The organism is Streptomyces sp. 3MP-14 (assembly GCF_006334905.2).
GTDB lineage: Bacteria > Actinomycetota > Actinomycetes > Streptomycetales > Streptomycetaceae > Streptomyces > Streptomyces triticirhizae.
The window spans coordinates 112,487-137,466 of record NZ_VDLZ02000013.1; the positions used below are offsets into that span (position 1 = coordinate 112,487).

22 protein-coding genes and 1 tRNA gene are annotated in these 24,980 nt (G+C 73.2%); 9 read left to right on the forward strand and 14 right to left on the reverse strand.

Annotation, left to right across the window (positions count from 1 at the left end):
• Window positions 1-214: 214 nt before the first annotated feature.
• On the forward strand, window positions 215-1,534 hold the full coding sequence (locus FH609_RS21415) for a hypothetical protein (protein WP_139670088.1): 1,320 nt from the start codon (window positions 215-217) through the stop codon (window positions 1,532-1,534).
• Between the two features lie 60 nt (window positions 1,535-1,594).
• Here FH609_RS21415 and FH609_RS21420 read toward each other — a convergent pair whose 3' ends face one another.
• Window positions 1,595-2,896 carry a serine/threonine protein kinase gene (locus tag FH609_RS21420; protein WP_139670090.1) on the reverse strand — a complete coding sequence of 434 codons (1,302 nt, stop codon included), beginning with the start codon at window positions 2,894-2,896 and terminating at the stop codon, window positions 1,595-1,597.
• A gap of 74 nt (window positions 2,897-2,970) precedes the next feature.
• Window positions 2,971-3,531, reverse strand: coding sequence for a helix-turn-helix domain-containing protein (locus tag FH609_RS21425; protein WP_122185604.1), 561 nt, complete (start codon window positions 3,529-3,531; stop codon window positions 2,971-2,973).
• Window positions 3,532-3,679: 148 nt separating this feature from the next.
• Here FH609_RS21425 and FH609_RS21430 point away from each other — a divergent pair.
• The 6 genes from FH609_RS21430 (at window position 3,680) to FH609_RS21455 (ending at window position 7,554) form a co-directional block, all read left to right on the forward strand.
• Window positions 3,680-3,752 (forward strand) — tRNA-Ala (locus FH609_RS21430).
• Between the two features lie 123 nt (window positions 3,753-3,875).
• Entirely contained in the window at window positions 3,876-4,160 is a 285-nt protein-coding gene (locus FH609_RS21435; RefSeq protein WP_139670092.1) for a hypothetical protein, read from the forward strand.
• Complete coding sequence (locus FH609_RS21440; RefSeq protein ID WP_139670094.1) at window positions 4,142-4,555, forward strand: DNA-binding protein; 414 nt, start codon at window positions 4,142-4,144, stop codon at window positions 4,553-4,555. The genes FH609_RS21435 and FH609_RS21440 overlap by 19 nt, the downstream gene beginning before the upstream one ends.
• 265 nt (window positions 4,556-4,820) lie before the next feature.
• Window positions 4,821-5,642: a phosphatidylinositol-specific phospholipase C/glycerophosphodiester phosphodiesterase family protein gene (locus tag FH609_RS21445; protein ID WP_405379048.1), complete on the forward strand. Its 822-nt coding sequence runs from the start codon at window positions 4,821-4,823 to the stop codon at window positions 5,640-5,642.
• Between the two features lie 143 nt (window positions 5,643-5,785).
• Entirely contained in the window at window positions 5,786-6,760 is a 975-nt protein-coding gene (locus FH609_RS21450; RefSeq protein WP_139670098.1) for an ATP-binding cassette domain-containing protein, read from the forward strand.
• The gene (locus FH609_RS21455) at window positions 6,757-7,554 is read left to right on the forward strand and encodes an ABC transporter permease (RefSeq protein WP_139670100.1); all 798 of its coding nucleotides are present in this window, start codon (window positions 6,757-6,759) and stop codon (window positions 7,552-7,554) included. Before FH609_RS21450 ends, FH609_RS21455 begins: the two co-directional genes overlap by 4 nt.
• Here the strand turns inward: FH609_RS21455 and FH609_RS21460 are convergent.
• From FH609_RS21460 to FH609_RS21485, 6 genes are all read right to left on the reverse strand, one after another.
• Window positions 7,530-10,769, reverse strand: a complete 3,240-nt coding sequence (locus FH609_RS21460) for an ATP-binding protein (protein WP_139670102.1) — start codon at window positions 10,767-10,769, stop codon at window positions 7,530-7,532. The two genes, FH609_RS21455 and FH609_RS21460, sit on opposite strands and share 25 nt — an antisense overlap.
• Before the next feature lie 42 nt (window positions 10,770-10,811).
• Complete coding sequence (locus FH609_RS21465) at window positions 10,812-11,555, reverse strand: class E sortase (protein ID WP_139670301.1); 744 nt, start codon at window positions 11,553-11,555, stop codon at window positions 10,812-10,814.
• Window positions 11,556-12,197: 642 nt separating this feature from the next.
• The gene (locus FH609_RS21470; protein ID WP_226961859.1) at window positions 12,198-13,697 is read right to left on the reverse strand and encodes a class E sortase; all 1,500 of its coding nucleotides are present in this window, start codon (window positions 13,695-13,697) and stop codon (window positions 12,198-12,200) included.
• Window positions 13,694-14,350, reverse strand: coding sequence for an aminodeoxychorismate/anthranilate synthase component II (locus FH609_RS21475; RefSeq protein WP_139670104.1), 657 nt, complete (start codon window positions 14,348-14,350; stop codon window positions 13,694-13,696). The genes FH609_RS21470 and FH609_RS21475 overlap by 4 nt, the downstream gene beginning before the upstream one ends.
• Window positions 14,347-14,526, reverse strand: coding sequence for a hypothetical protein (locus tag FH609_RS21480; RefSeq protein ID WP_122183112.1), 180 nt, complete (start codon window positions 14,524-14,526; stop codon window positions 14,347-14,349). Before FH609_RS21480 ends, FH609_RS21475 begins: the two co-directional genes overlap by 4 nt.
• Window positions 14,527-14,604: 78 nt before the next feature.
• Window positions 14,605-15,351: a DUF881 domain-containing protein gene (locus FH609_RS21485; protein WP_139670106.1), complete on the reverse strand. Its 747-nt coding sequence runs from the start codon at window positions 15,349-15,351 to the stop codon at window positions 14,605-14,607.
• Between the two features lie 121 nt (window positions 15,352-15,472).
• On the opposite strand from FH609_RS21485, the gene crgA reads away from it, so the two are divergent.
• On the forward strand, window positions 15,473-15,736 hold the full coding sequence (crgA, locus tag FH609_RS21490) for a cell division protein CrgA (RefSeq protein WP_139670109.1): 264 nt from the start codon (window positions 15,473-15,475) through the stop codon (window positions 15,734-15,736).
• Between the two features lie 271 nt (window positions 15,737-16,007).
• On the opposite strand, the gene FH609_RS21495 is transcribed toward crgA, so the two are convergent.
• Together FH609_RS21495 and FH609_RS21500 are read right to left on the reverse strand one after the other, a co-directional pair.
• Complete coding sequence (locus FH609_RS21495; protein ID WP_139670111.1) at window positions 16,008-16,886, reverse strand: rhomboid family intramembrane serine protease; 879 nt, start codon at window positions 16,884-16,886, stop codon at window positions 16,008-16,010.
• A 103-nt stretch (window positions 16,887-16,989) separates the two neighbouring features.
• A complete protein-coding gene (locus tag FH609_RS21500) occupies window positions 16,990-17,517 on the reverse strand; it encodes a peptidylprolyl isomerase (RefSeq protein ID WP_139670113.1) in 528 nt (175 codons plus the stop codon).
• 185 nt (window positions 17,518-17,702) lie between these two features.
• Here FH609_RS21500 and FH609_RS21505 point away from each other — a divergent pair, with 185 nt between their 5' ends.
• Window positions 17,703-18,185, forward strand: coding sequence for a DUF5324 family protein (locus FH609_RS21505; RefSeq protein WP_226961860.1), 483 nt, complete (start codon window positions 17,703-17,705; stop codon window positions 18,183-18,185).
• Between the two features lie 134 nt (window positions 18,186-18,319).
• Here the strand turns inward: FH609_RS21505 and pknB are convergent, their stop codons facing one another.
• From pknB to FH609_RS21525, 4 genes are all read right to left on the reverse strand, one after another.
• Window positions 18,320-20,344, reverse strand: coding sequence for a Stk1 family PASTA domain-containing Ser/Thr kinase (gene pknB, locus FH609_RS21510; protein ID WP_139670117.1), 2,025 nt, complete (start codon window positions 20,342-20,344; stop codon window positions 18,320-18,322).
• Window positions 20,345-20,607: 263 nt separating this feature from the next.
• On the reverse strand, window positions 20,608-22,080 hold the full coding sequence (locus FH609_RS21515) for a peptidoglycan D,D-transpeptidase FtsI family protein (RefSeq protein WP_139670119.1): 1,473 nt from the start codon (window positions 22,078-22,080) through the stop codon (window positions 20,608-20,610).
• A complete protein-coding gene (locus FH609_RS21520) occupies window positions 22,077-23,477 on the reverse strand; it encodes an FtsW/RodA/SpoVE family cell cycle protein (protein WP_139670121.1) in 1,401 nt (466 codons plus the stop codon). Before FH609_RS21520 ends, FH609_RS21515 begins: the two co-directional genes overlap by 4 nt.
• A gap of 33 nt (window positions 23,478-23,510) precedes the next feature.
• Complete coding sequence (locus FH609_RS21525; RefSeq protein WP_139670123.1) at window positions 23,511-24,947, reverse strand: PP2C family protein-serine/threonine phosphatase; 1,437 nt, start codon at window positions 24,945-24,947, stop codon at window positions 23,511-23,513.
• Window positions 24,948-24,980: the final 33 nt, after the last annotated feature.

Consider the following 24,980-nt stretch of genomic DNA (forward strand, 5'->3'; position numbering starts at 1 on the left):
AACAGGACTCACGCCGCCCCCACGCCCCGGCCGCCTCAGGCGGTGGGGCGCGGGGGCGGCGTGCCGTTTCGGCGCCGGGCGCCGAGGCTCCCGTTGGGGTTGTAGCCAGACCGTGACGCCCCCCGTTGTCCGTGTGCGACCGCGAACTCGTACGGTGCTGAACGTGGTGTAGGCACGACCCGGCGGCGCGCCGGAGAGTTGGGGGACGCGAACGATGCGCGTCAGCGCGGGTGTTGCGGCGATCGGTTGCTCGCTGTTGGTCCTCGGGCCGCTCGGGTCGGGGGCGGCGGCCGCCCTTCCCGGCGCCTCGCCCGAGCAACCCGGGCCCCGGGCCTACGCGTTCGCGACCGACGCCGAGTCTGTGCAGGGCGCCGCCTCCAGCGCCGACGCGCCCACGCTGGCGGCCGGCGGGACCTACACCGACGAGATAGGCCCGGGCGAGACCCTGCACTACGCGGTCGACCTCGACGCCGGCTCCAGCGCCTATCTGACCACCGTCGCCGCCCCCGAGCCGGGCGCCCCGGTCGCCTCGACCGACGGCATCGACGTCGAGCTGCTGACCACCGACAACGAGACCTGCTCCTCGGACAGCCGCGACTTCGGCGGCGGTCTTGAGGTCTCGGCCCGGCCGATCAGCGCCTCCGCCGACCGCACCGTCGCCCAGGGCGCCGAGTGCCAGCGCGCCGGGGCCTATGTCTACACCGTGACCAGGAGCGAGGGCGGCGACGGCGCCGGCTGGCCCATCGAGCTGCGCTTCGACCAGGAGCCGCAGCTGACCCGACTGCCGGAGGCCGCGCCCCCGTTGGAGAGCTGGGAGACGGAGCAGCCGAGCCCGGCCACCGGCGAGGCGGTGCGGGTGGCGGGCGGCACCGGGTTCAACGACGCCCAGCCCATCGGGGAGGGCGTGTGGCGCGACGACATCGCCGCCGGCGCCACCCTGGCGTACCGGGTGCCGGTGGACTGGGGCCAGCAGCTCGCGTTGACCCTGGACCTGGGGAACGCCGCCGGCGTCGACGAGTACGCGATGACCTCGGCCCAGCTGACCGTCGAGCTGTACAACCCGGTCGCGGCGCGGGTCGGGGACGCGGCCACCGAGCGGTACGACGGGGAACAGCTCAGCCTCTCCGCGTTCACGCCGGGCGTCGCCTACGGCAACCGCTTCGAGGACGGCGGTGAGCGGCTGCGGTTCGCCGGCTGGCACTATCTGCTGGTCACCATGGGGCCGGAGTTGAGCCAGCTCACGCAAGACCCGGTCGGGATGACCCTGCGGGTCTCCCTGGAGGGCCAGGCCGAGGCGGGCCCGGCCTATGCCTCCGACCCGGTGGCGGCCGGGTTCGGGGTGAGCGAGGAGATGGTCGAGCAGGCCGAACGGGGGCTCACGGACGCGGAGTTGGCCGCCGAGCAGGCCAGCGAGGACAAGCGGCAGCGGGGCTATCTCTCGCTCGGCGCCGGGGTGGCGCTCGGCCTCGGGATCGGCGTCTGGTACCTGGTCGGCCGGCGCCGCGCGCTGGCCGCCGCCGGGCCGCCGGCCTGACGGGCCGGGCCGCCGGCGCTTCTGGCCGGCCGGCGCAACGGGCCGGCGGGCGGGGGCCGTTCAGGCGGTCAGCAGCGACCAGACGCCGAAGACGACGCAGAGCCCGGCGAGCAGCAGCACCGGGATCGCCACCGCACGCGGCGGGCCGGGGCGCCTGCGCACCGGCATGGGCCCCGTGGTGCCGTGCGGCGTGGGCGCGGCGGGCGAGACGGCGGTCAACGAGCGGGTGGCCGGCGAGCCCGGCAGGTCGGCCGTGGCGTGACCCCCCACCGTCTCGCCCACCGTCTCGGCCGAGGCCGGGTAGGGCGCGGGGCCCATCGCCGGGGTGGCGCGGGAACTGCCCGCCGAGCCCTGCGGGTTGGGCGGCGCCAGCCGGAAGCTGCCGGTCGCCGACGCCTCGCCGTCCGCCGGCCGGTCGGACGCTTCGGCGGACGCGGCGGCGGACGCTTCGGGGAACGAGCCGGGTGACGGGGCGCCCCGTGCCGGCTCGGGCCCGTTCGGGCCGAAGCCGGGAGGCAGCGGCCCGATCTGGTCGAAGATCTCGACGACCTCGCCCTCCAGCGTGGAGTCCGGCAGCAACTCCCGTGCCGCCGCGAGGGACTTGCGCACGCCCGTCGCCGTGCGGAACCTGGCCTCGGGCGCCGGCTGCAACAGCGTGCCCAGCACCTGCCACAGCGGCTCCGGAACGCCGGGGGGCGCGGGCGGCAGCCCGCCGGCGAACTGTTCCAGCAGCGCCTGGGAGTCGGGCTTGACGGCGGTCAGCAGATAGAGGCCCACCAGGCCGACCGCGTACAGGTCGGCGGGGAAGTCCGGCTCCGCGCCCTCAAGCTGTTCGGGCGCGAAGTAACCGGGCGTGCCGACCACGTAGTTGGCCTCGGTCAGGCGCGGCTCGCCCTTGCGCATCGCGATGCCGAAGTCGGAGAGCCGCAGGTGCGGGCGGTTGGTGCCGGTCGCCTCCAGCAGGATGTTGGCCGGCTTGATGTCCCGGTGCACCACGCCCTCGTCGTGCACGGCCTGGAGGCCGGCGAGCAACTGGTCGAGCAGGAGGCAGACATGGCTCGGCGGCAGGGGACCGTAGTCGCCGATCAGGTGGGAGAGGGAGCCGCCGGTCATCAGGTCCATGGTGAACAGGACCTTGTCGTCGTCCGCCGCCCAGCTCGCTGGCGCCAGCACATGGGGATGGTCGATGCGCAGCGCCTGTTCGCGGACGAAGCGCAACAGCGTGTGGGCGTCGGACTGTTGGAGCACCTTGGCCGCGACATAGCGGCGCCGCCGGTGGTCGAAGGCCCGCCAGACCGCTCCCACCCCGCCTCGTCCTATCGGGTCAACCAGCTCGTACCGACCCGCGAAGATCTCGCCCATGGCGTCGTGTCCGCTTCCGTCCGTCGTCCGTCGTGCGTCGTTCCTGGTCCGGCGTCGGGCCCTCGGACCGGCGCTCAGCCCTGGTGGCTCTCGTAGTGTTCGATGGCCTCCCGCGTTCTCGCCACGCCGTACACCCGCAGGAACTCGGCCAGTTCGGGGTGGCTGTCGCCCAACAGCCGGGCCGCGCTCTGGATCTCCGTCGCGTCCGCGACCGAGCGGAGCAGCGCCTGGATCTCCCTGACCACCCGCTTGCTGGGGTTGGCGGGAACGGCGGCAGGGCCGGAACGGGTGGAGGAGGCGGTGGGGCCGAGCACGTTGCCGCCTGCGGTGCGGCGGATGTCGTCCATCGCGCCGGTGGCCTCGGCGGCGCTGACCCGGCCGGCGCGGACCTCGGCGGCCAGGTCCTGGAGGGCGCGCACCCGTTGCACGACCGCCGGGTTGCCGATCTTCGCGCGTTGCCCGCTCATCAGCTGGGAGAGCATGGGCGCCGACAGTCCGAGCACGCCCGCGAGGCGCGCCTGGTTGAGCCCCAGGTCGGCGATCAGCCGCCGGAACAGTGTCCCCAGGGGCTCCCCGTACCAGGTGGTCTGCTGTTCCCTGGCCTTCTCGGTCGACTCTTGTTGGACCGCGTCCATCCTCTGTCTCCCCACTCTCCCCTGATCGCTTCACGTGAGCGAAGTTGCGCGTCATCCTACGGAGGGAGCCTTCCCCGGTGCGATACCCGGTCGGCCTCATGGGAGAAGATTGGGTAATCTTGGCTTTGCCCTTCTCGAAGGCGCATCCGGGGCCTTAGCTCAGTTGGTAGAGCGCCGTCTTTGCATGGCGGATGTCAGGAGTTCGACTCTCCTAGGCTCCACAGCGTTCCAAGCCCTTCCCGGTCCGCGTCCTCGCGGGGTGGGGAGGGCTTGTTCGTGCGTCGTCCCCGCTCCTGTGCATCGAGCCCCGGGCGGTTTTCCTACTCGTTTGATACGCTTGGGGCATGTCCGAGACGGGGTACAACATCGGCGAAGGGCCTGCCACCCGCGTCAGTCTCTCCCTGCCGGAGGGGACGGCCGAGGCGATCCGCGCCCGGGTCGGCAAGCGGGAGTTCTCCGCCTTCGTAACTGCCGCCGTGGAACGTGAGTTGCGCGGCCAGGTGCTGGACGAGTACCTGGCCGACTACGAGCGCCGCCGGGGGCCGGTCTCCGAGACGGCCAGGCAGCGGGCGCGGCAGATCTTCGACGAGGTGTTCGCCGAGGAGGGACAGTGGCCCGTCGCAGGCTGAGCCACGAGGGAACGCTGGTCCTCGACAGCGAAGGGCTCTCCAGGCTGCTCGGCGATGACGAGACCGTGGTGGCTCTTATCGCGGAGGCTCGTTCCCGTGGCATGGAGGTGGTGATCTCCGCGCTCACCATCATCGAGGCGGTGCACGCCCGTACGAACAAGGCCCGGCTGAACTGGGTGCTGTCCGGGCTGCGCGCGGTTCCGGTCGGCGACGAGGAGGCGAAGGCGGCCTCGGCGCTGCTCATGGCGGCCGGGCTGCACGGTCACAAGTACGCCATCGACGCCGCCGTGGCCGAGGCCGCCCTCAGGCAGCAGCGCCCCGTGGTGATGCTGACCTCGGACGCCGACGACATGGCCAAGCTGTGCGGCGACCGGATTCGACTCGTCTCCCCGTGACCCTCCCGCCTCGCCGCGGCCATCCCAACTCGGCTGGCCCGGTGGCGAATCCTTGGTGACGGGGTGGGGAACGTTGCCTCCGCGCGCTCCTCAGGGCGGGCTCGCGCGCCGATACTCGCGGATGGCCCACTCGTCCCACGCCGTCCCTGGAGGCACCGTGGCGCACGTTTCCCCGTCCCCTTCTTCGTCCCCTTCTCCGTCCCGTTTCCCGTTCTCCCTGCCGCGGCCCGGCGGGCCGACGCGTCGCGTCGTCGGGGCCGCCGCCGTGGCCGGCGCGGCCGCCGGGCTGCTCGTCGCCGGCTCGGCGCGGCCGGCCGCCGCGCACGGCCGGCCCCGGCCGGCCGCGCCGTTCCCGCAGGCCCACGCGCACAACGACTACGAGCACCCGCGTCCGCTCCTCGACGCCCTCGACCACGGCTTCGGCAGCGTCGAGGCCGACATCTGGCTGGTGGACGGGCAACTCCTCGTCGCCCACGACGAGGTGGACCTCGACCCCGCCCGCACGCTCGAAGCGCTCTACCTCGACCCGCTGGCGGCCCGCGTCCGTGCCAACCGGGGCACGGTGCACCGGCGTTACGGCCCGGACTTCCAGCTGTTGATCGACATCAAGACGCCGGGCGACGCGACCTACCGCGAGCTGTCGCGGCGGCTGCGCCCGTACCGCGCGCTGCTCAGCTCCGCCACCTTCGGGCGGGTGCACACCCGCGCCGTCACCGCCGTGATCTCGGGCGACCGGGCGGCCCGCGCGCCGATGGAGGCGGAACGGGTGCGATACGCGTTCTACGACGGGCGGCCCGAGGACCTGGGAAGCGCGGCGCCCGCCTCGTTCGTCCCGCTGATCAGCGCGAACTGGACGAGCCTGTTCAGCTGGCTGGGCACCGGCGAGTTCCCCGCCGCCGAGCGCGAGACGCTGCGCCGCTATGTGGCCGCCGCGCACGCGGCCGGGCAGCGCGTCCGGTTCTGGGCCACGCCCGACCTGCCGGGCCCGGAGCGGGAGGCGGTATGGCGGGAACTGCTCGCCGCCGGCGTCGACCACCTCAACACGGACGACCTGCCGGGCCTCGTCGCGTTCCTCCGCGCCCACTGAGCGCGGCGCGCTGAGCCGGCGCGCGTTCGGCCCGGGGCCGGTTCCCGCAGGTGACCGGCCCCCGGGCGGGCGTGAAACCGCCCCCGCGGCGGTGAAACCGGGCTGAAGCCGTTCGGAAGCCGGCGGGGCGCACGCTTCCCGGCATGAACACCACGCACTCCCCGGGCCTCGGGCCCGACCTCGCCATCGCCGTCGAAGGACTGCGCAAGTCCTACGGCGAGCACACCGTGTTGGACGGCATCGACCTCGCCGTCCCCGCCGGCACCGTCTACGGGCTGCTCGGCCCGAACGGCGCCGGCAAGACCACCGTCGTGCGCGTCCTGTCCACCCTGGCCCGCGCCGACGCCGGCCGGCTCCGCGTCGCCGGGCACGACGTCGCCGACGAACCCGACCTGGTGCGGGCGGCGATCGGCGTCACCGGCCAGTTCTCCGCCGTGGACAACCTGATCACCGGCGAGGAGAACCTGCGGCTCATGACCGACCTGCACCACCTGCCCCGCCAGGAGGGCCGCCGGGTCACCGCCGAGCTGCTGGAGCGCTTCGAGCTGACCGAGGCAGCGCGGAAGCCCGCCGCCACCTACTCGGGCGGGATGCGGCGGCGCCTCGACATCGCCATGACGCTGGTCGGCCGGCCGCGCATCATCTTCCTCGACGAGCCGACCACCGGGCTCGACCCGCGCAGCCGCCACACCATGTGGGGCATCGTCCGGGCACTCGTCGCCGACGGCGTCACCGTGCTGCTCACCACGCAGTACCTGGAGGAGGCCGACCAACTCGCCGATCGCATCGGGGTGTTGAACGGCGGCCGGCTGGTCGCCGAGGGCAGCGCCGAGGAGTTGAAGCGGCAGGTCCCCGGCGGCCACGTCCGGCTCCGCTTCGCCGACCCGGCCGGCTATGAACGCGCCGCCGCCGCGCTGACCGGCGCCGCCCGCGACGACGCCGCGCTCACCCTCCGCATCCCCAGCGACGGCGGCCAGCGCGAGCTGCGCGCCGTCCTCGACTGGCTCGACGCCGCCGACGTCGAGGCCGCCGAACTCACCGTGCACACCCCAGACCTCGACGACGTGTTCATGGCCCTCACCGGCCAGCCCGAGCCCCGGCAGGAGACCACCCGATGAGCACCGCCACCCACACCGCCCACGCCCTGCGCGACGCCCGCACCATGGTGCGCCGCAACCTGCTCCACGCCCGCCGCTACCCCTCGTTGACCCTCAACGTCCTGCTGACGCCCGTCGTCCTGCTGCTGCTCTTCGTCTATGTCCTCGGCGACACCCTCAGCGCCGGCATCACCGGGGAGGCCGACCGGACCGCCTATGTCGCCTATCTCGTCCCCGGCATCCTGCTGATGACGGTCGCCGGGACCGCGTTGGGCACCGCCGTCTCCGTCTGCAACGACATGACGGAGGGCATCGTCGCCCGCTTCCGCACCATGGCGATCTCCCGCTCGTCGGTCCTGATCGGGCATGTCGTCGGCAGCCTGCTCCAGACCCTGGGCGCGCTGGTCATGGTCGGCGGCATCGCGCTCGCCATCGGCTTCCGCAGCGACGCCAACCCGCTGGAGTGGCTGGCCGCCGTGCTGCTGCTCACCGCGACCAGCGTGACCACCATCTGGCTCGCCGTCGGCGTCGGCCTGAGCAGCCCCAACCCCGAGGCCGCCAGCAACAACGGGCTGCCGCTGCTCCTGCTGCCGTTCCTGTCCAGCGCGTTCGTCCCGCTGGACGCGATGCCGGCGTGGTTCCGCTGGTTCGCCGAGTACCAGCCGTTCACGCCGGCCATCGAGACCCTGCGCGGGCTGCTGCTCGGCGAGGCGATCGGCCACCAGGGCTGGCTGGCGGCCGGCTGGTGCCTGGTGCTCACCGTCCTCGGCTACCGCTGGGCGCTGGCGCTCTACCGGCGCGACCCGGCCCGTTGAGCCGGCCGGGACGGTTCGGGCCGGTCGACGAGCACGGCGCGCAGCGCGCCGGCCAACTCCCCCGGGCTCAGCGCCGCGTACCCGGCGGCGGCCTCCGCGAAGCCCGCCGGGTCCGTCTCCTCGGCCGTGCGGCGGGGCTCCTCCGGCGCCATCGTCGGCTGGAAGTCCCGCACCACGCGCAGCCGTTCGGCCAGCGCCAGCAGCCGCACCGCCGCCCGGTCGCCCCCGGCGACACCCGCCAGGCCGAGCGCCAGCAGCGCGGTGCCGGCCACCGGCAGCCCGGCGGTGGTCGGCCTGGCGGGCGTCGCCGCATCCTCCTCCGGGACACAGCCCGCGCCGCCGAACTGCCCCCGCAGCCCCCGCCACAGCGCCGCCGGCAGCTCGGCGACCTCGGCCAGCCGGCCGTGCCGGGCGTGCGCCACCAGCGCGACCGAGCGCACCAGCAGCCCCCACGGCTCCAGATAGGCCGCGCCGCCCGCCGGCACCGGCAGCGCCTCCAGCCGCGCCACCGCCAGCCGCCACAGCCGCAGCCCCTCGTCGATCCGGCCCCTGGACAGCGCGATCTCGGCCCGCGCCCCCAACTCCGGCGAGAACACCGCGTCCTGGCGGGCGTCCTGCTCCGCCGCCGCCTGCGCCAGCCAGTGCTCCGCCTCGTCCAACGCGCCGCGCTGGAGACAGGCGAGGACCAGACCCCAGCGGATGCCGTCGACGTCCGCCCAACCACCCATCTCCTGCTGGGTCGCGAACACCGAACGCAGCCGCCGGTACGCCTCCTCGCCGCGCGCCGTCTGGAGGCACAGCTCGCCGATCCGGCCGCCGGTCATCACCAGCAGCGTCGGGATGCCCGTCGGCTCCAACGCCGCCGAGGCGCGGCGGGCCGAGGCCAACGCCTCGTCCACGTCGTGCTCGAACTCCCACACATAGCTGGCCGCGCACTCGGCGATGCCGGCCAGCATCGGCTCGGGCGCCGCGCACAGCGCGCGCAGCGGCGCGTAGTCGGGCGGGTGCGCCTCCGTGATGGCGGTGAGCACCAGCGCCACCGCGCCCACCGGGTCGTCCGGCGCTGGCCGGGGCAGCCGGCGCAGCACCGCCAGATGGCGGCTGGCTCGGGGCCCGTTCGCCATCACCAGGCTCGCCGCGCACAGCGCGGCCGCCGTCCTGACCGCCTCGACGTCCGCCTCGCCCGGGCGGACCCGGGAGAGCGCGGGGCCGATCTCGGAGCAGAGCTGGGCCATCCCGCTGAAGTGGCCGTCCGTCGACCACAGCGCGGCGAGCAGCGCGCCCGTCGCGGCCAGCGTCGAGCCGTCCTCGCGGGCCACGGCCTGCCGCAGCGCCAGCAGCAGGTTGTCCTGTTCGACCCTGATCCGCTCCCAGGCCGACCGGGGCGAGGGGCCGAGCAGCGCCCGGTGGTCGGTCCGGCCGAAGTCCCGGGCCCAGGCGAGGAAACGGTCGGTCACCGCCGCCTCCTCGCCGGCCTCGGCCCGCCGCGCGGCGCCGAACTCCCGCACACTCTCCAGCATCCGGAACCTGACCCCGCCCCCGGCGTCGTCCTCCACGCCCAGCAGCGAGTGGTCCACCAGCCGTTCCAGCACCGGCAGCACGTCCGCATCGGCCTGGCCACCTGGGCCGGCCCCGGGAGCGCCGGTCAGCAGGCGGCCGGCGGCGCCCTCGGTGAAGCCGCCGGGGAAGACCGACAGCGCGCGGAGCGCGGCCCGCGCCTCCTCGTCCAGCAGGTTCCAGCTCCAACCGACGACGGCGGCCAGCGTGCGGTGCCGCTCCGGAACGTCCCTGGCCCCGCCGCGCAGCAGCGCGAACCGGTCGCCGAGCCGCGCCGCGATCTCCGCCACCGACAACGCCCGCACCCGGGCCGCCGCCAGCTCGACGGCCAGCGGCAACCCGTCGAGCTGGGCGCAGAGTTCGGCGACCGTCTCCGGCGGCAGCTCGACCCCGGGGCGGGCCGCCCTGGCCCGCTGCTCGAAGAGCGCCGCACACGCCGCAGGGGCGAGCGGTGGCAGCGCGTAGACCGACTCGGACGACAGGCCGAGCGGCGTCCGGCTGGTGACCAGCACGGTGACCTCCCTGGCCCCGGCCACCACCTCCCGCACCAGGCGGGCCGCGCCCTCGACGACGTGCTCGCAGTTGTCCAGCGCCAGCAGCGACGGGCCCCGGCCCAGCGCCGCGACGATCGCCGACACCGGGTCGCCGGGCCCGCCGCCCAGCCCGGCGAGCCGCGTCTCGGCCGCGCCCAGCGCCGAGGCGACCTCGGCGGCCACGTCGCCGTCGGACGTCACGCCGGCCAACGGCACGAAGTGGACCACCCGGTGCTCGCTCTCCCGACACACGGCGTGCGCCAGCCGGGTCTTCCCGAGCCCGCCAGGGCCCACCACCGAAACCACCCGGGAGGCGCGCGTCAGCCGGAGAACGGCGGCCCGCTCCTCGTCGCGGCCGAGCAGCGCGTTGGGCTCGAACCGCACCCCGTGGCGCGCCGCCGGCGCCTGGGAACGCAGCAACTCCCGGTGCAGGGCCACGAGTTCGGCGCCCGGATCGGCGCCGAGTTCCTCGCGCAGCGCCCGCCGGTAGGACTCGTACCTGGCGAGCGCCGCCGCCGGGCCCATCGTCGCTTCGTCGCAGCGCAGCAGCGCGGCCAACACCTCCTCGTCGCGGGGGAGTTCGGCGGCCAACGCCTCCAGCGCCGGCGCAGCCTCCGGGGCGCGCCCGAGCGCGACGAGCGCCAGCGCGCGATGCCGCCGCAACTCCCGGTGCGCGCCGGCGCACGCGCGGCGCAGCGCGGTCAACGGGTCGTACGGATCGCCGTCCTCGTCGAGCGCGCCGTCCCAGAGCGCGAGCCCCTCCTCGGCGCGCGCCAGGGCGCCGGCCGCGTCGCCGGCGGCGGCCAACCGGCCGGCCTCGCCGGCCAGTCGCGGCAGCGCGGCGCTGTCGACGGCCTCGGGCGGCAGCGTGAGCCGGTAACCCTGCGGGGTGTTGGCCACGACCTCCGCACCCAGGGCCGAACGCAGGCGGGACACCAGCACCTGCACCGCCTTCGCCGGCCGCTCGGGCGGCTCCTCCGGCCAGAGGCCGGCCGCCAGGCTCCGGGTGCTGCGGCCGGCGGGCGGGTCCTCGGCGAGCAGCGCGAGCAGGGCGCGCAGGCGCGGCGCGGTGACCTCCCGGCCCCGATGGGCGACGCGGGAGAGCAGAAGCAGTTCGACGGCCACCCCCGCAGCGTACGACCGGGGCCGCGCCGGGCGCCCGGCCGGTCAGTCGCCGGACGCCGCCAGCAGCTCCTCCGGCGGGGTGCGGTCCGCGTTCACGTGCTCGGTGCGCTCCAACTCGCCCCAGACGATGTACCGGTAGCGCGACGTGAACACCGGGGTGCAGGTGGTCAACGTGATGTAACGACCGGCCTCCGTCGCGCCCGACTCCTCGGGGATCGGGTCCAGCACCTCGATGTTGTACTTGGAGGTCTCCGGCAGGACCGCGTAGGCGCGGTAGATGTACCAGGTGTTCTTGGTCTCGAAGACGATCGGGTCGCCTTCCGCTATGTCCTGGATGTCGTGGAACTTCGCGCCGTGGCCGTCGCGGTGCGCGGCGATGGAGAAGTTGCCCTCCTCGTCCCAGGGCATCGCCGACTGGACCGGGTCCGTGTAGTAGCCGGCGACCCCGCCGTTGAGGGTGTCCGGGTTGGTCCCCTCCTTCACCAGGATCTCGCTGCCGCTCATGGTCGGAACGTGCAGGAACCCGACGCCGTCCTCCGGCTCGAACTCCCGTGGCGGCGTGGTGTCGTCGGCGTCGTCCTCGGGCTGCGTGGCCCACTGCTCACGGACGGCGTCGCTGTCCCTGGCGGCCTCCTGGTTGGCGACCACGTTGGTCCACCAGAGCGAGTAGACGACGAAGAGGCCCAACACGACGCCGGCCGTGATCAGCAGCTCCCCGAAGACGCCGACGGCGGCGGCGATCCGCCGCCGCGCGGCCGACGCGGCCCGGGGGGCCGCGTCGGCTATGCCGGCGGAGCCGGCGGCCTCGCCGGCCGGGGCGTTGGCGTCGGCGTCGCCTTCGGCGTCGGCCGCGCCGGCGGCCGACGCGTCCGCGTCCGGGTCCCCCGCGTCAGCGGAACCGCCCGTGCTGGCGCCGTTCTTGGCCGCGCTCCGGCCATCCGCACCAGCGTCCGCAGCGCTGTCGCCTTCCGGGTCAACGGCACCCGTGCCGGCGGTGTTGTCGCCCGTTTCCCCGCTCCGCCCGACCTTGGCCGCGTCGCCCCCCGTGGCGCCAGCCGCACCCGTATCGCCGGCCTCGCCGGCGGCGCCAGCCGCACCCGCGCTAGCGGCGCCAACGGCTCCCGCACCAGCGGCGCTTGCCGCATCATCGTTGGCGGCGCCAATGCCCGCTGCGTCAGCGGCGCCCGCGCCCGCGCCAGTTGCACCGGCATCGCCGGCGTCAGCGGCGTCGGCGTCAGCGGCGCCCGCGCCAGCGCCAGTTGCACCGGCGTCGCCGGCTTGCCTACCGCCCGCATCCGCATCGCCGGCGCCAGCCGCTCCCGCGCCTGCGGCGCCAGCCGCTCCCGTACCGGCCGCGTCAGCTCGCGGCGTTCGGTTCTCGTTCTCCTCGGGCACCGCCGGTGTCCTCCGCAGTCGTTCCGTCTTCGGTCAGTTGACGAGGGCGTCCGGCATTCCCTCGGCCCGAGGTCGTTCCTCGGCCAGTTCGCCCCAGACGATCAGTCGGTACGTCGAGGTGAACTCCGGCGTGCACGTGGTGAGCGTGACGTAGCGGCCCGGGTCGGTGAAGCCGCCCTGTTCGGGGATGGGGTCGAGCACGGCCGTGTTGGACGGCGAGGTGGAGTCGAGACGGCTGCGCATCTCGTAGGTGTAGTACGTGCTCTCCGTCTCGATCACGATCGGGTCGCCCGGCTCCAGGTTGTTGATGTAACGGAACGGCTCGCCATGGGTGTTGCGGTGCCCGGCCAGGCCCACGTTGCCCTCCTCGTCCCACGGCATCGCCGTCGGCAGCCCGTCCTCCTCCGTGTAGTGGCCCACCATCCCGTTGTCGAGCACGCTGCCGGGGTCGACGCTCTCCGCGACCGGGACCCGCACGTCCAGCGTCGGCAGGTAGAGGATCGCGAAGCCCTCGCCCGCCGAGAAGACCCCGGGGTCGCGGTTCTCGTCGTTCCCCTCGTCGCCGCCCGACTCGTCCCAGCGCTCCTGGAGTTCGTTGGCCTGCCCGTCGGCGTGCGCCCTGGCCTCGACGTTGGTCCACCACAGCTGGTAGACGACGAAGAGCAGCAGCAACACCCCGGTGGTGATGAAGAGTTCGCCGATCACGTTGCTGATGGCGGTCCCGGTCTGCCGGGCCGCCTTGGCCGCCGCCTTCGCGGCCTTGCGACGGGCCGCCCGTCCGCCCGTGATCTCCGCCTCGGCCGGCGTCGCCGCCTCCCCGGCCGGCTCGGCCGCCGCGCCGCCCCTGCGCCCGCCGCCCCTGGCCGCCTTCCGGCGCGCGGCGCGCCCGCCGGGGCGCTCGGGCTCGGCCGCGCGCCGGCGGGCCGCTCGCCCGCCACCCTCGGCGCCGGACGCGCCCCCGCCCCCCTCGGCGCCGGACGCGCCCCCGTCGGACGCGGCGCCGGACCCCGCCTCGGCGTCGGCGTCGTCGTCGGCGGCGATCCGCCTCAGGTCCTCGGGCCGGCGCAACCCGACCGTCTCCGGGTCGTGTTCCCGCCGGGGCGGCCGGACCTGGAGCCCCATGGTCTCCGGGTCCGCCTCCTTCGCGCGGGGCGCGAAGACGTCGAACGCCGGCTCGTAGTCGTATGTCTCGTGCGGGTACTCCCCACCACCCGCGAACTCCCCACCCGCGTACTCCCCGCCCCCGAACTCCCCACCCGGGTACGCGCCATCCCCGGCCGGGTACGCGTCCGCCGGATAGCCGCCGAACCCGTCGGCCGGCGCGCCCGCCGGCCCCCGATGCCCCGGCGCAGCCGGCCCGCGCTGCCCGGGAAGCGGGTCGCCCAGCGGGTCGTCGAGGGCGTCGACGGCCGCCTGGTACGGGTCGGCTGCGGCGTGGCCCGGCCGTTCTCCCGCCACCGGATACGGTTCCTCCGCGTAGGGCTCCTGGTGCGGGTCCCAGGCCGCGCCCTCCCCGGGGCGCGACGCGTTCACGCCGCCGGCTCCTGCTGGCCGATCCGGCCCACGACGGGCGCGAGGCCGTGCGAACGCCCGACCGCGCCCGGGTCGCCGCAGCGGGCCAGCCAGTTGGCGAGCATCCGGTGGCCGCCCTCGGTCAACACCGACTCGGGGTGGAACTGGACGCCCTCGACGGGGAGTTCGCGGTGCCGCAGCCCCATCACCACGCCCCCGGCGCGGGCGGTGACCGTCAGCTCATCGGGGAGTCTCGACTCCTCGGCCGCCAGCGAGTGGTAGCGGGTGACCGTCAGCGGGGAGGGCAGCCCCTCGAAGACGCCAGCGCCGTCGTGCTCCACCGCGGAGGTCTTGCCGTGCAGCAGCTCGGGCGCCCGGCCGACCACGCCGCCGTAGGCCGCCGCCATCGCCTGCATCCCCAGGCAGACGCCGAACACCGGCACCCCGGTCTCGGCGCAGTGCCGCACCATCGGGACGCTGACGCCGGCCCGTTCGGGGGTGCCGGGGCCGGGGGAGATCAGCACGCCGGCGAAGCCGCCATCGGCGACCCGGTCGGTGGTGACCGCGTCGTTGCGCAGCACCTCGCACTCGGCGCCGAGTTGGTAGAGGTACTGGACGAGGTTGTAGACAAAGCTGTCGTAGTTGTCCACGACGAGGATGCGGGTGGCGCTCACCGGCCGGTCCCCCCTTGGGCGTCGTCCACGGTCACGTCATTGAAGGGCAACAGCGGCTCGGCCCACGGGAAGACGTACTGGAAGAGCAGGTAGACCACGCCCAGCGCCAGGGCCAGTGAGAGCACCGACCGCACCAGCGTGTTGCCCGGCAGGTGTCGCCAGATCCACCCGTACATGGCTTCCCGTCCCCATTTCGTGCGACGCCGCGTGCCCCAAGCGTACGACGACGGCGCGGGGGCGCGGGGTGATCAGGGTCAATCGCGGGGCCCGACGGGGCGGGCGTGGTGCAGCGCGACGCTTCCCTCGTAGCCGGGCAGCGTCACCGCCTCGTGTTCCTCGACGTCCCAGCCGAGGCCGTAGGCGGCGACATAGCTCTGGTAGTTGCGCAGCGCGGGGGAGTCGTCGAGGGCGGCGCGCAGCCGGTCGGTCGGGCCGACGGCGGTGATCGTGTAGGGCGGGGAGTAGAGCTGGCCCTGGAGGATCAGGGTGTTGCCGACGCAGCGGACCGCGCTGGTGGAGATCAGCCGCTGGTCCATGATCCGCACGCCCTCGGCGCCGCCCGCCCACAGGGCGTTGACCACGGCCTGGAGGTCCTGCTGGTGGATGACCAGGTCGTTGGGGGTGGGCTCGGGAACGCCGGGGAGCAGCGGCTCGGCGTCCCTGGGGGCGTCGGTGAGGGTGACGGTGAGCCCGGGCCCGGTCAGCTCGCGCAGCCCGGCGGCGGTCTCGGTCAGGTCCAGGCGCAGCGCCTGCTCGGGGTCGGTGCCGGAGTCGCGCTCGGTGAGGGCGGCCACCTCGGAACGGAGCCGCGCCGCCGAGGACTCCAGGGTGTCGTTCTGCCGCTCCCGCTCGCGGATCAGGTCGGACATCTGGAGCAGGGAGTCGTCGGTGCGGATGTTGTTGCCACGGGAGACGGTGAAGCTGATCCAGAAGAGCAGGCCCGCCAGGGCGAAGACCGCGACCGTGCCGAGCCGGGCCCGGCGGAAGGGGAAATTCCTCACCGTACCCTGGTCTCCTTAAACAGCCGCGGAAGGACTACGCTAGCCGACGATCCCATAGCTACGCGCTTCGGAGCGCGACCAGGTAGCGCCTTACGCAGCGCGATCGACAGGAGTTTTTCTCGTGCCGAAGTCTCGGGTCCGTAAGAAGAAGGACGGCAGCTACGCGCCGTCGGAGAAGCCGGCGGCGACCAAGCTCGACATGAGTTCGGGGCGTCGTTGGGTGGCTCCCCTGATGCTGGCGCTCTTCGGCATCGGGCTGGCGTGGATCGTGGTCTACTACATGACCAAGGCGGATCTGCCGGTGGGTGCCCTCGGCGACTGGAACATCGTGGTCGGCTTCGGCTTCATCGCGCTCGGCTTCGTGGTCTCCACCCAGTGGAAGTGACCCGGCCGACCCCGCTCGGCGGCATCTCACAGGGTTATCCACAGGCCGCCTGAACATCGCAAGATCTGTGGATAACCCTGTGTGTCGAGCGCCGGGGACCGACCGTGTTCGAACCCTTCGCACCCCTGTTCTCCTGCGGAAACGCCCTCGGTGACGGTGACCGTCGCGAGTCGTCCACAGTGTGCACAAGATCCGGGACCGGCTGTGGATAAGTCTGACCTTAGGCCCGGAGGCGGGGCGTGAGGCGCCGGCGAGACCTTACGGACACGGCCTAGCCGACCAGCTGGTTCGTCCGCACCAGGCAGGCCACGAGGATGGCCAGCGCGACCAGGGCGCAGGCCGCTATCTGGATCGGCAGCCGCGTCCTGCGCGGTGCCCAGACCATCGCGGCCGCGACCACCGAGCCGACGACCAGCCCGCCTATGTGCGCCTGCCAGGCGATCCCGGACCAGGTGAACGTGATCACCAGGTTGATCGCCAGCAGCAACAGGATCGGCCGCAGGTCGTAGTTGAGCCGGCGGGCCAGCACGGCGGTGGCGCCGAACAACCCGAAGATCGCGCCCGAGGCGCCCAGCGAGAGCTGCCGCTCGTCCGCCAGCAGATAGGAGAGCGTGGAGCCGCCGAGCGCGGAGAGCAGATAGAGCGCGACGAACCTGACCCGGCCCAGCGCGCTCTCCAACTGCGGGCCCAGCAGCCACAGGCCCAGCATGTTGAACCCGATGTGCCAGATCTCCTGGTGCAGGAACGCGGAGGTCAGCAGCCGGTACCACTCGCCGTCGGCCACCCCGATCCAGTGGGGCGCGAAGATCGTCCCGCCGTCCGCCGCGTGGCCGACCATCCCCAGGTCCACCACCAGCTCGTCGCCGCGCGCCAGCACGGCGAGGAAGACCACCGCGTTCAACGCGAGCAGCACCTTGGTGACCAGCCCGGAGTCCCCGGTGACCCGGCCGCCGGCCAGCGTCCTGGGCCGCGCGGCCCTGCTGGCGCCGGCCGCGCCGCGCACGCACTGGCGGCACTGGTAGCCGACGGAGGCCGGCACCATGCAGGCGGGGCAGATCGGCCGGTCGCAGCGGGTGCAGCGGACCCCGGTCTCCCGGTCCTGGTGCTGGTAGCAGCGGGCGAGCCCCGGCTGCGGATGCTGCTGGGCCATGTCGTCCCTTCGCTGCTGGCGTCGGACCCGGGCCAGGTGGAAACCGGCCCCCTGATCCTACGGACAGGGGGCCGGAATCGTTCCCGGAATGCCGACTTCGCCGTCAGCGGCTCTCGATCGTGACCGACTCGATCACCACGTCCTGCACCGGACGGTCGGTGTTGCCGTCGGTCGCGGTGCCGGCGATGGCGTCCACCACCTGCTGGCCCGCCGGCGAGGTGACCTCGCCGAAGATGGTGTGCTTCCCGGTCAGCCAGGCCGTCGGGGCCACCGTGATGAAGAACTGCGAGCCGTTGGTGCCCGGGCCCGCGTTGGCCATGGCCAGCAGGTAGGGCCGGTCGAAGGCCAACTCGGGGTGGATCTCGTCCTGGAACTTGTACCCGGGGCCGCCGGTGCCGTTGCCCAGCGGGTCCCCGCCCTGGATCATGAAGCCGCTGATCACCCGGTGGAAGACCGTGCCGTCGTACAGCTTCTCGGTGGACCGCTGCCCGGTGGCCGGGTGGACCCACTCGCGTTTGCCCTCGGCGAGCTCGACGAAGTTCTTGACCGTCTTCGGCGCGTGGTTCGGGAAGAGCCGCACCTCGATGTCGCCTCGGTTGGTCTTCAGGGTGGCGTAGAGCTGCTCAGCCACGATCTACCTTCCGTCTACGTTCAATGACGGTCACCGATCCTGCCACGGACTCCCGACACGCCATGCCCCCGGATGGCCCTTTCGCGTGCCGTATCGCCCCGCACCCGGCATGATTTGCGCACGAGTGGACAAGAGGAAGAGTCAGCGGGAAACCGCCACCAAAGATCACCAAGGAGGCGAAAACAGTGACCCGGAACGGGAAGGCGACTGTTCGACAGGCGGGTGACGCGGTGCTCCCCTACGCGCTCTCCGCCAGGGAGAACGCCACACGGTACGCACAGCTGGCCCGCGCCTACGTGGCCCCTCGTGCCTCTCGGGCTGCTACCCAGGCCCGGCTCCGATATGAGGCCCAGTTGGTGCCGCGCATCGAACAGGCCAGGCTCGCGGCGGGCCCGGCCAGGGAGCAGGCGGCCCTGCGCTCCGCCGCCGCCGTCGCCGCGCTGCGCGGCGAGCTGACGGCGGATGAGATCCGTCACATGGCGCACCGCAGGCGGCGGAAGGCCAGGGCCGGGCAGTTCGTCAGGCGGCTGGGCATGATGGGCCTGCTGGCCGGCGGCGCGGTGGTGGCCTGGAAGTGGTGGAGCGCGCAGACCGACCCCGACTGGCTGGTCGAGCCCTCACCCGCCACGGACGTCCCCAGCGAGCCGGAGGAACAGGCCCTGGGCTGACCGCCCGCCTCCACCGTTCCGCCGAAACCCGAACCGCCGCCAACCGGCGACGCACGACCCCGGTCACCACGAGACGGGCCGGCCCGAAGCGTTCACCGCCTCGGGCCGGCCCGTCTCTCTCGTCCCCTGCCGGGTCAGTCCTCCCGGCTGTTCATCCCGAGGATGCCGCCGTTGTCGCCCTCCGTGCCGCCCTCGGGCCCGCCGCCCGGGCCGCCCGGATCGCCGCCGCCGCCCGGATCGCCGGTGCCCGGGTCGAAGGTGCTGATGGTGATCGGGGTGTCGGGCGCGACCCGCTGGCCGCCCGGCGGGTTGGTCACCACGACCAGCGCGGTCGGGGTGTCGGGGCCCTCCACGCTCAGCTGGGTGAAGCCGGCGCCGGTCAACGCGGCCCTGGCCTGCTCCAGCGGCTGCCCCGCCACGTTGGGCACCTCGACCTCGGCCGGCGTGGTCTGCGTGGGCACGGCGACCGTCAGCACCACCAGGCCGCCCGGCGAGTGCTGCGCGCCGGCGCCCGGGTCCTGGCTGATGACCTCGTTCTCCGGCCGCGAGTCGTCCGGCTGGTTCTCCCGCGTCACGGTGAACCCGGCCGCGACCAGCTCGGCCTGGGCCTGGTCGAAGGGCTTCCCGATCACGTCCGGCACGGCCGCCGTGTCCGGGGCGGTGGCGACGGTCAGCGTGATCTCGCTCTCCGGCTCCACCTCCTCGCCGCCCTCCGGGTCCTGCGAGAGCACCGTGCCCGGCTCGGCGTCCGGGTCCTCCTCGGACTCCTGCCGCACCGTCAGGTTGAGATCCTCCAACTCGGCCTGGGCGTCCTCGAACGCGTCGCCCGTCACGTCCGGCACCTCGACCAGCTCCGGGCCCGACGACGGGATGATGGTGACGGTGTCACCCCTCTCGCCCTGGGTGCCGGCCTCCGGGTCGGTCGAGCAGACCGTGCCCTCCTCCTCTTCGCAGGGCTGCGGGTCGCCGACGGTCACCTGGAAGCCCAGGCCGTCCAGCCGCTCCTGGGCCGCCTCCACCGCCTCGCCCGACACGTCCGGCACCCGCAGGGTGCCCTCGGGCGGCTCGTTGCCGAACATCGCCCGGCCGATGAGGATCGCGCCCACCAGCACCAGGATGCCGGCGAGCACCAGCAGGATGGTCGAGGTGTGCCGGCCGCCCCCGCGCCGGTCCGCGCGGCCGTAGTCGTCGTCGTAGCCGTCCGGGTCGCGGGCCGGCGGCATCATCGTGGTGCCCGGGTCGGTCGGCCGCAGCATGGTGGTGGGGCGGTCGTCGTAGCCGTACGCCGCCGCGCCCATCGCGGCCGTCGCGCCGACCGGCCGCCCGTCCAGGGCCGCCTCGATGTCGGCGCGCATCTCGTCCGCCGACTGGTAGCGGTAGTCCGGGTCCTTCACCAGCGCCTTCATCACGATGGCGTCGGTGTCGGGGGTGATCTCCGGGTCGAAGACGCTCGGCGGCTGCGGCTCCTCCCGCACGTGCTGGTAGGCGACCGCCACCGGCGAGTCCCCTATGAACGGGGGCCGCACGGTGAGGAGTTCGTAGAGCAGACAGCCAGTCGAGTACAGGTCGGAACGGGCGTCGACCGTCTCGCCCTTGGCCTGCTCGGGGGAGAGGTACTGCGCGGTGCCGATGACGGCGGCCGTCTGGGTCATCGTCATCCCGGAGTCGCCCATGGCGCGGGCGATGCCGAAGTCCATCACCTTCACCTGGCCGGTCCTGGTGAGCATGATGTTGGCCGGCTTGATGTCCCGGTGGACGATCCCGTTGCGGTGCGAGTACTCCAGCGCCTGGAGGATGCCGATGCACATCTCCATCGCCCGCTCCGGCAGCAGCTTGCGGCCCGAGTGCAGCAGTTCGCGCAGCGTCGAGCCGTCGACGTACTCCATCACGATGTAGGGGATGGAGATCCCGTCGACATAGTCCTCGCCGGTGTCGTAGACGGCGACGATCGCCGGGTGGTTCAGGGAGGCGGCCGACTGGGCCTCCCTGCGGAACCTGGCCTGGAACGTGGGGTCGCGGGCGAGGTCGGCACGGAGCGTCTTGACGGCCACGGTGCGGCCCAGGCGGGTGTCGTGAGCCAGGTAGACCTCGGCCATTCCCCCTCGGCCCAACACCTGGCCCAGCTCGTACCGCCCGCCGAGGCGACGCGGCTCATCCATGTTTCCAGCCCTCTCCGTGTGTTCCCGGGCCGCGCTCCCCGGTGGCGCTCGGGCTTGGGGAGTCAGACCGTGGCTTACGGTACCCGGCGGGGATGAACCCACCGGGTGGCGGTGTGCGGCCGATATCCAACCGGTATCGCCAGCCATCGCGACCGGTCACCGTCGGCCGGTCCCAGGTATGACGTGTGTTCGGTGGTTCGCGGTTGCCCACCGGGGCGGGGGCCGGACCGCCCGGGGCGCGCACGGGACGAGGGACACGAACGTCAGCCCTGGTCGTCGTCCAGCACGGCGGCCATCACGTCCATGGCGATCGGGGCCGCGAAGCGGCTGCCGGAGATCAGGTCGCGCTCCACCTCGCCGTCGCCGATCTCGATCACCACGGCCACCGCCACCGGGGAGCCCTCGTCGGTGATCGCGTAGGAGATGAACCAGGCGTACGGCGGCTCCGAGTTGTCCTCGCCGCGCTGGGCGGTGCCCGTCTTGCCGCCGATGCGCACGTCCTCGCCGATGGAGCCGCGGTCGATGTTGTTGCCCTCGACGACCTCCTCCATCGCCTCCTGGAGCTGGCGCGCGTTGTCCGCCGAGACCGGCTCGCCCAGCTCCTCCGGGTCGTGCTGCTCGATCACGTTGAGGTTCGGCGCGACCAACTGGTCCACCATGTACGGCTCCATCAGGGTGCCGTTGTTGGCGACGGCGCCGGCCACCATGGCCATCTGGAGCGGGGTGGCCCGGTTGGACGCCTGGCCGATGCCGGCCTGCGCGTTCTGCGGGCGGTTGTCCTCCGGGTAGACGCTGGCGTCCACCCGGACCGGCACGAAGTGCTCCTCGTTGAAGCCGAAGCGCTCGGCCATCTCGATCATGCCCTCGTTGCCGACGTCGTTGCTGAGCCCGGCGAAGACGCTGTTGCACGAGTACCGCATGGCGTCCCGGACGTTGGCGTCGCCACAGACTCCGGGCACCTGGTTGCCCAACTCGACGTTGTCGGTGTCCGGCAGGATGTAGGGGTCCTCGTACTCGGTGGCCTCGTCGATGTCGTCGACCAGGCCGTTCTCCAGGGCGGCGGCCGCCGTGACCACCTTGAACGTGGAGCCCGGCGGATAGGTCTCGCGCAGCGCCCGGTTGAGCATCGGCTTGTCCTCGTCGTCCTCCAGCGCGTTCCACGCCTCGTCGTCGTCCGCGCCGTAGCCGGCGAAGGTCGACGGGTCGTAGGACGGCGTCGAGGCGAGCGCCAGGATCGCTCCGGTGCGCGGGTCGAACGCGGCCACGGCGCCCTTGCGGTCCCCCAGGCCCTCGAACGCGGCACGCTGGGCGTCGCCGTTGAGCGTGGTGACCACGTCGCCGCCGCGCTGGTCCCGGCCGGTGATCATGTCGATCGTGTTGTTGAAGAACAGCCGGTCGTCGTCGCCGGTGAGGATCGAGTCGTTGACGCCCTCCAGCAGGCTGGTGCCGAACGCCTGGGAGGCGTAGCCGGTGACCGGGGCCCACATCTCGCCGTCGGTCCAGGTGCGTTGGTAGCGGTAGTCCGGGTCGTCCGTCTCCTCGGAGCCGGTGATCGGCTCGCCGTCCACGATGATGTCGCCGCGCGGGTTCGAGTAACGCTCGATGGAGACGCGGCGGTTGTCGTCGTGGCTCTGCAACTCGTCGGCCTGGACGAACTGAATCCAGTTCACCCGGACCAGCAGGGCCAGCATCAGCACCCCGCAGAACACGGCCACCCTGCGCATGGGCTTGTTCATGGACGGACCACCTGAGTCTGTTCGGCGTCGAGAGAGGGGGCGGGCGCGGGCGCAGGTCTGCGGGCAGTGTCGCTGATGCGCAGTAGGAGCGCGATAAGCGCCCAGTTGGCGATGACGGACGAGCCGCCCTGCGCCAGGAACGGCATGGTCATGCCGGTCAGCGGGATCAGCGCGGTGACGCCGCCGGCGACCACGAAGACCTGGATGGCGAAGACGCCGGTGAGGCCGACCGCCAGCAGCTTGCCGAACGGGTCGCGGGCCGCCAGCGCGGTGCGCATCCCGCGCTCGATCAGCAGCGCGTAGAGCATGACGATCGCCATCAGCCCGGCCAGGCCCAACTCCTCGCCGACCGTGGCCAGGATGTAGTCGCTCTTGGCCGCGATGCCGCCGATCAGCCGCGAGTAGCCCTGCCCCAGGCCCGAGCCGAAGAGCCCGCCCGAGCCGAACGAGAACATCGCCTGCGCCGTCTCCGTGACGCCGTCGTTGGCGGCCCGGTCCAGCGGGTTGAGCCAGTTGTCGACCCGCTCGCCGACGTGCGCGTTGGTGCTGGCCACCAGGACCGCGCCGCTGGCCGACAGCAGCAGGCCGAAGATGATCCAACTCGTGCGCTCCGTGGCCACGTAGAGCATCACCACGAAGATGCCGAAGAAGAGCAGCGAGGTGCCCAGGTCGGTCTCGAAGATCAGGATCAGCAGGCTGATCGCCCAGATCACCAGGATCGGGCCCAGGTCGCGCCCCCGGGGCAGGTAGAGGCCCATGACGCGGCGGCTGGCCAGGGCCAGCGCGTCCCGCTTGACCATCAGATAGCCGGCGAAGAACACCGCGATGATGATCTTCGCGAACTCGCCGGGCTGGAGGGAGCCGACGCCGGGAATCCGCACCCAGATGCGGGCGCCGTTGATCTCCTCGCCGACGACGATGGGCAGGGCCAGCAGGACCAGCGCCACCACCATCGAGATGTAGGTGTACCGCTGGAGCAGCCGGTGGTCCTTCAGGAGGAGCAGCACCCCGATGAAGAGCGCGACGCCCATCGTGGACCACATCAGCTGGCCCGGCGCGAGCGGGCCGCCCAGCCGGTCCGTGGTGATCGTGGGCTCCTGGTCGAGCCGCCAGATCAGCACCAGGCCAAGGCCGTTGAGCAGGGTCGCGATCGGCAGCATCAGCGGGTCCGCGTAGGGCGCCCAGCGGCGGACCGCGAGGTGCCCGACGCCGGCGAGCAGGCCGAGGCCGAGGCCGTAACCGAGCATCCCGGCCGGCAGCGAACCCTCCTTGGCGAGCCCGACGTTGACATAGGCGAAGACCGGGATCACCACCGCGAACACGAGCATCATCAGCTCGGTGTTCCGGCGACTCGGCAGGCCGCCGGGGGAGACGGTGGTGTTGTTGTTGCTGCTCATGCCTTCAGGTCTCTCGGTCCGCTGTGTGCCGCGCTATGTGGCGCACCGGTTCGCCAGCTCCCGCTGTTCGTCGGTCAGCTCGGGCGTCGTCGGCTCGGCGCCGGGCTCCTCGGGCTCCTTGCCGTTCTCCCCGGTCTCCCCCTGCTGCTGCTCCTCCTGCTGCTGCTGCTGTTCGGCGAGCAGCTCGCACACCTCGGCCTGGGCGCCCAGCGCCTCGATCTGGGCCCTGGCGTCCTCCAGGCTGTCGGCGGAGATGTCGTTCTGCACGTTCCGCTGCTGGTAGGTGGGCAGGGAGTCGACCAGGATCTCCGGGTGGTCCTCCTTGACGCTGCTGAGGTCCAGCGGGCCGAGGCTCTGGCTCAGGCCCTGGTAGAGCGCCAGATGGTCGCCGTTGACGCCCACGAAGTACTGCGTCTGGGTCCAGCGGTAGCCGGTGTACAGGCCGCCGCCGACCACCGCCACGGCCAGCGCGACCAGCAGCCAGTTGCGCACCGGGTGCGGCCGGCGCGGGCGCTGCTGGACGTACTCATCGTCCGGGTAGAGCTGGCCGAAGACGCCGGTGGCCGGTCCTGCCGGGCCCGGGGCGGCGGACGCGGTGGGCTGCTGCTGCGGGCGGCCCAGCTCGGCGGCGCGGGCGGCCGGGGTCTGCGGGTTGCCGGAGGAACGCTGGGCCTGGGTCTCGGCGACGGCGCCCACGATCTGCGGGGCGTCGGAGAGCTGCCGGGCCAGGGTGTCGCTCTCCTGGCTGTCCACGTCCACGACGTCGGCGATGATGCAGGTGATGTTGTCCGGGCCGCCGCCGCGCAGCGCCAGCTCGATCAGCTCCCGCACGGTGTCCGCCGGCGCCGCGTTCCCGACCATCGCGTCCCGCATGGTCTCCAGGCTGACCACCCCGGACAGGCCGTCCGAGCAGAGCAGATAGCGGTCCCCGGGGCGCACCTCGCGGATGGAGAGGTCGGCCTCGATCCGGTCGGCGCTGCCCAACGCCCGCATCAGCAACGAGCGTTGCGGGTGGGTGGTCGCCTCCTCCTCGGTGATCCGGCCCTCGTCGACCAGCCGCTGGACCCACGTGTGGTCCTGGGTGATCTGCGTCAGCTCGCCGTCCCGCAGCAGGTAGGCGCGGGAGTCGCCGACGTGGACCACGCCCATCCGCTGACCGGTCCACAGCAGGGCGGTGAGCGTGGTGCCCATCCCGTCCAGCCTGGGGTCGTCGGCCACCATGCCGCGCAGCTGCTCGTTGGCCCGCTGCACCGAGGCGTCCAGCGAGGTCAGCAGGTCGGAGCCGGGGATGTCGTCGTCCAGCGGCACCAGCGTTGAGATCACCTCGGAGCTGGCCACCTCGCCCGCCGCCTGCCCGCCCATGCCGTCGGCGATGGCCAGCAGCCGGGGGCCCGCGTAGCCCGAGTCCTCGTTGTGCCCCCGGATCATTCCGACATGGGAGCCGGCCGCGAATCTCAGTGACAAACTCATGCGCGCCTCTCCCACCCTCCGGTCGTCATTGTG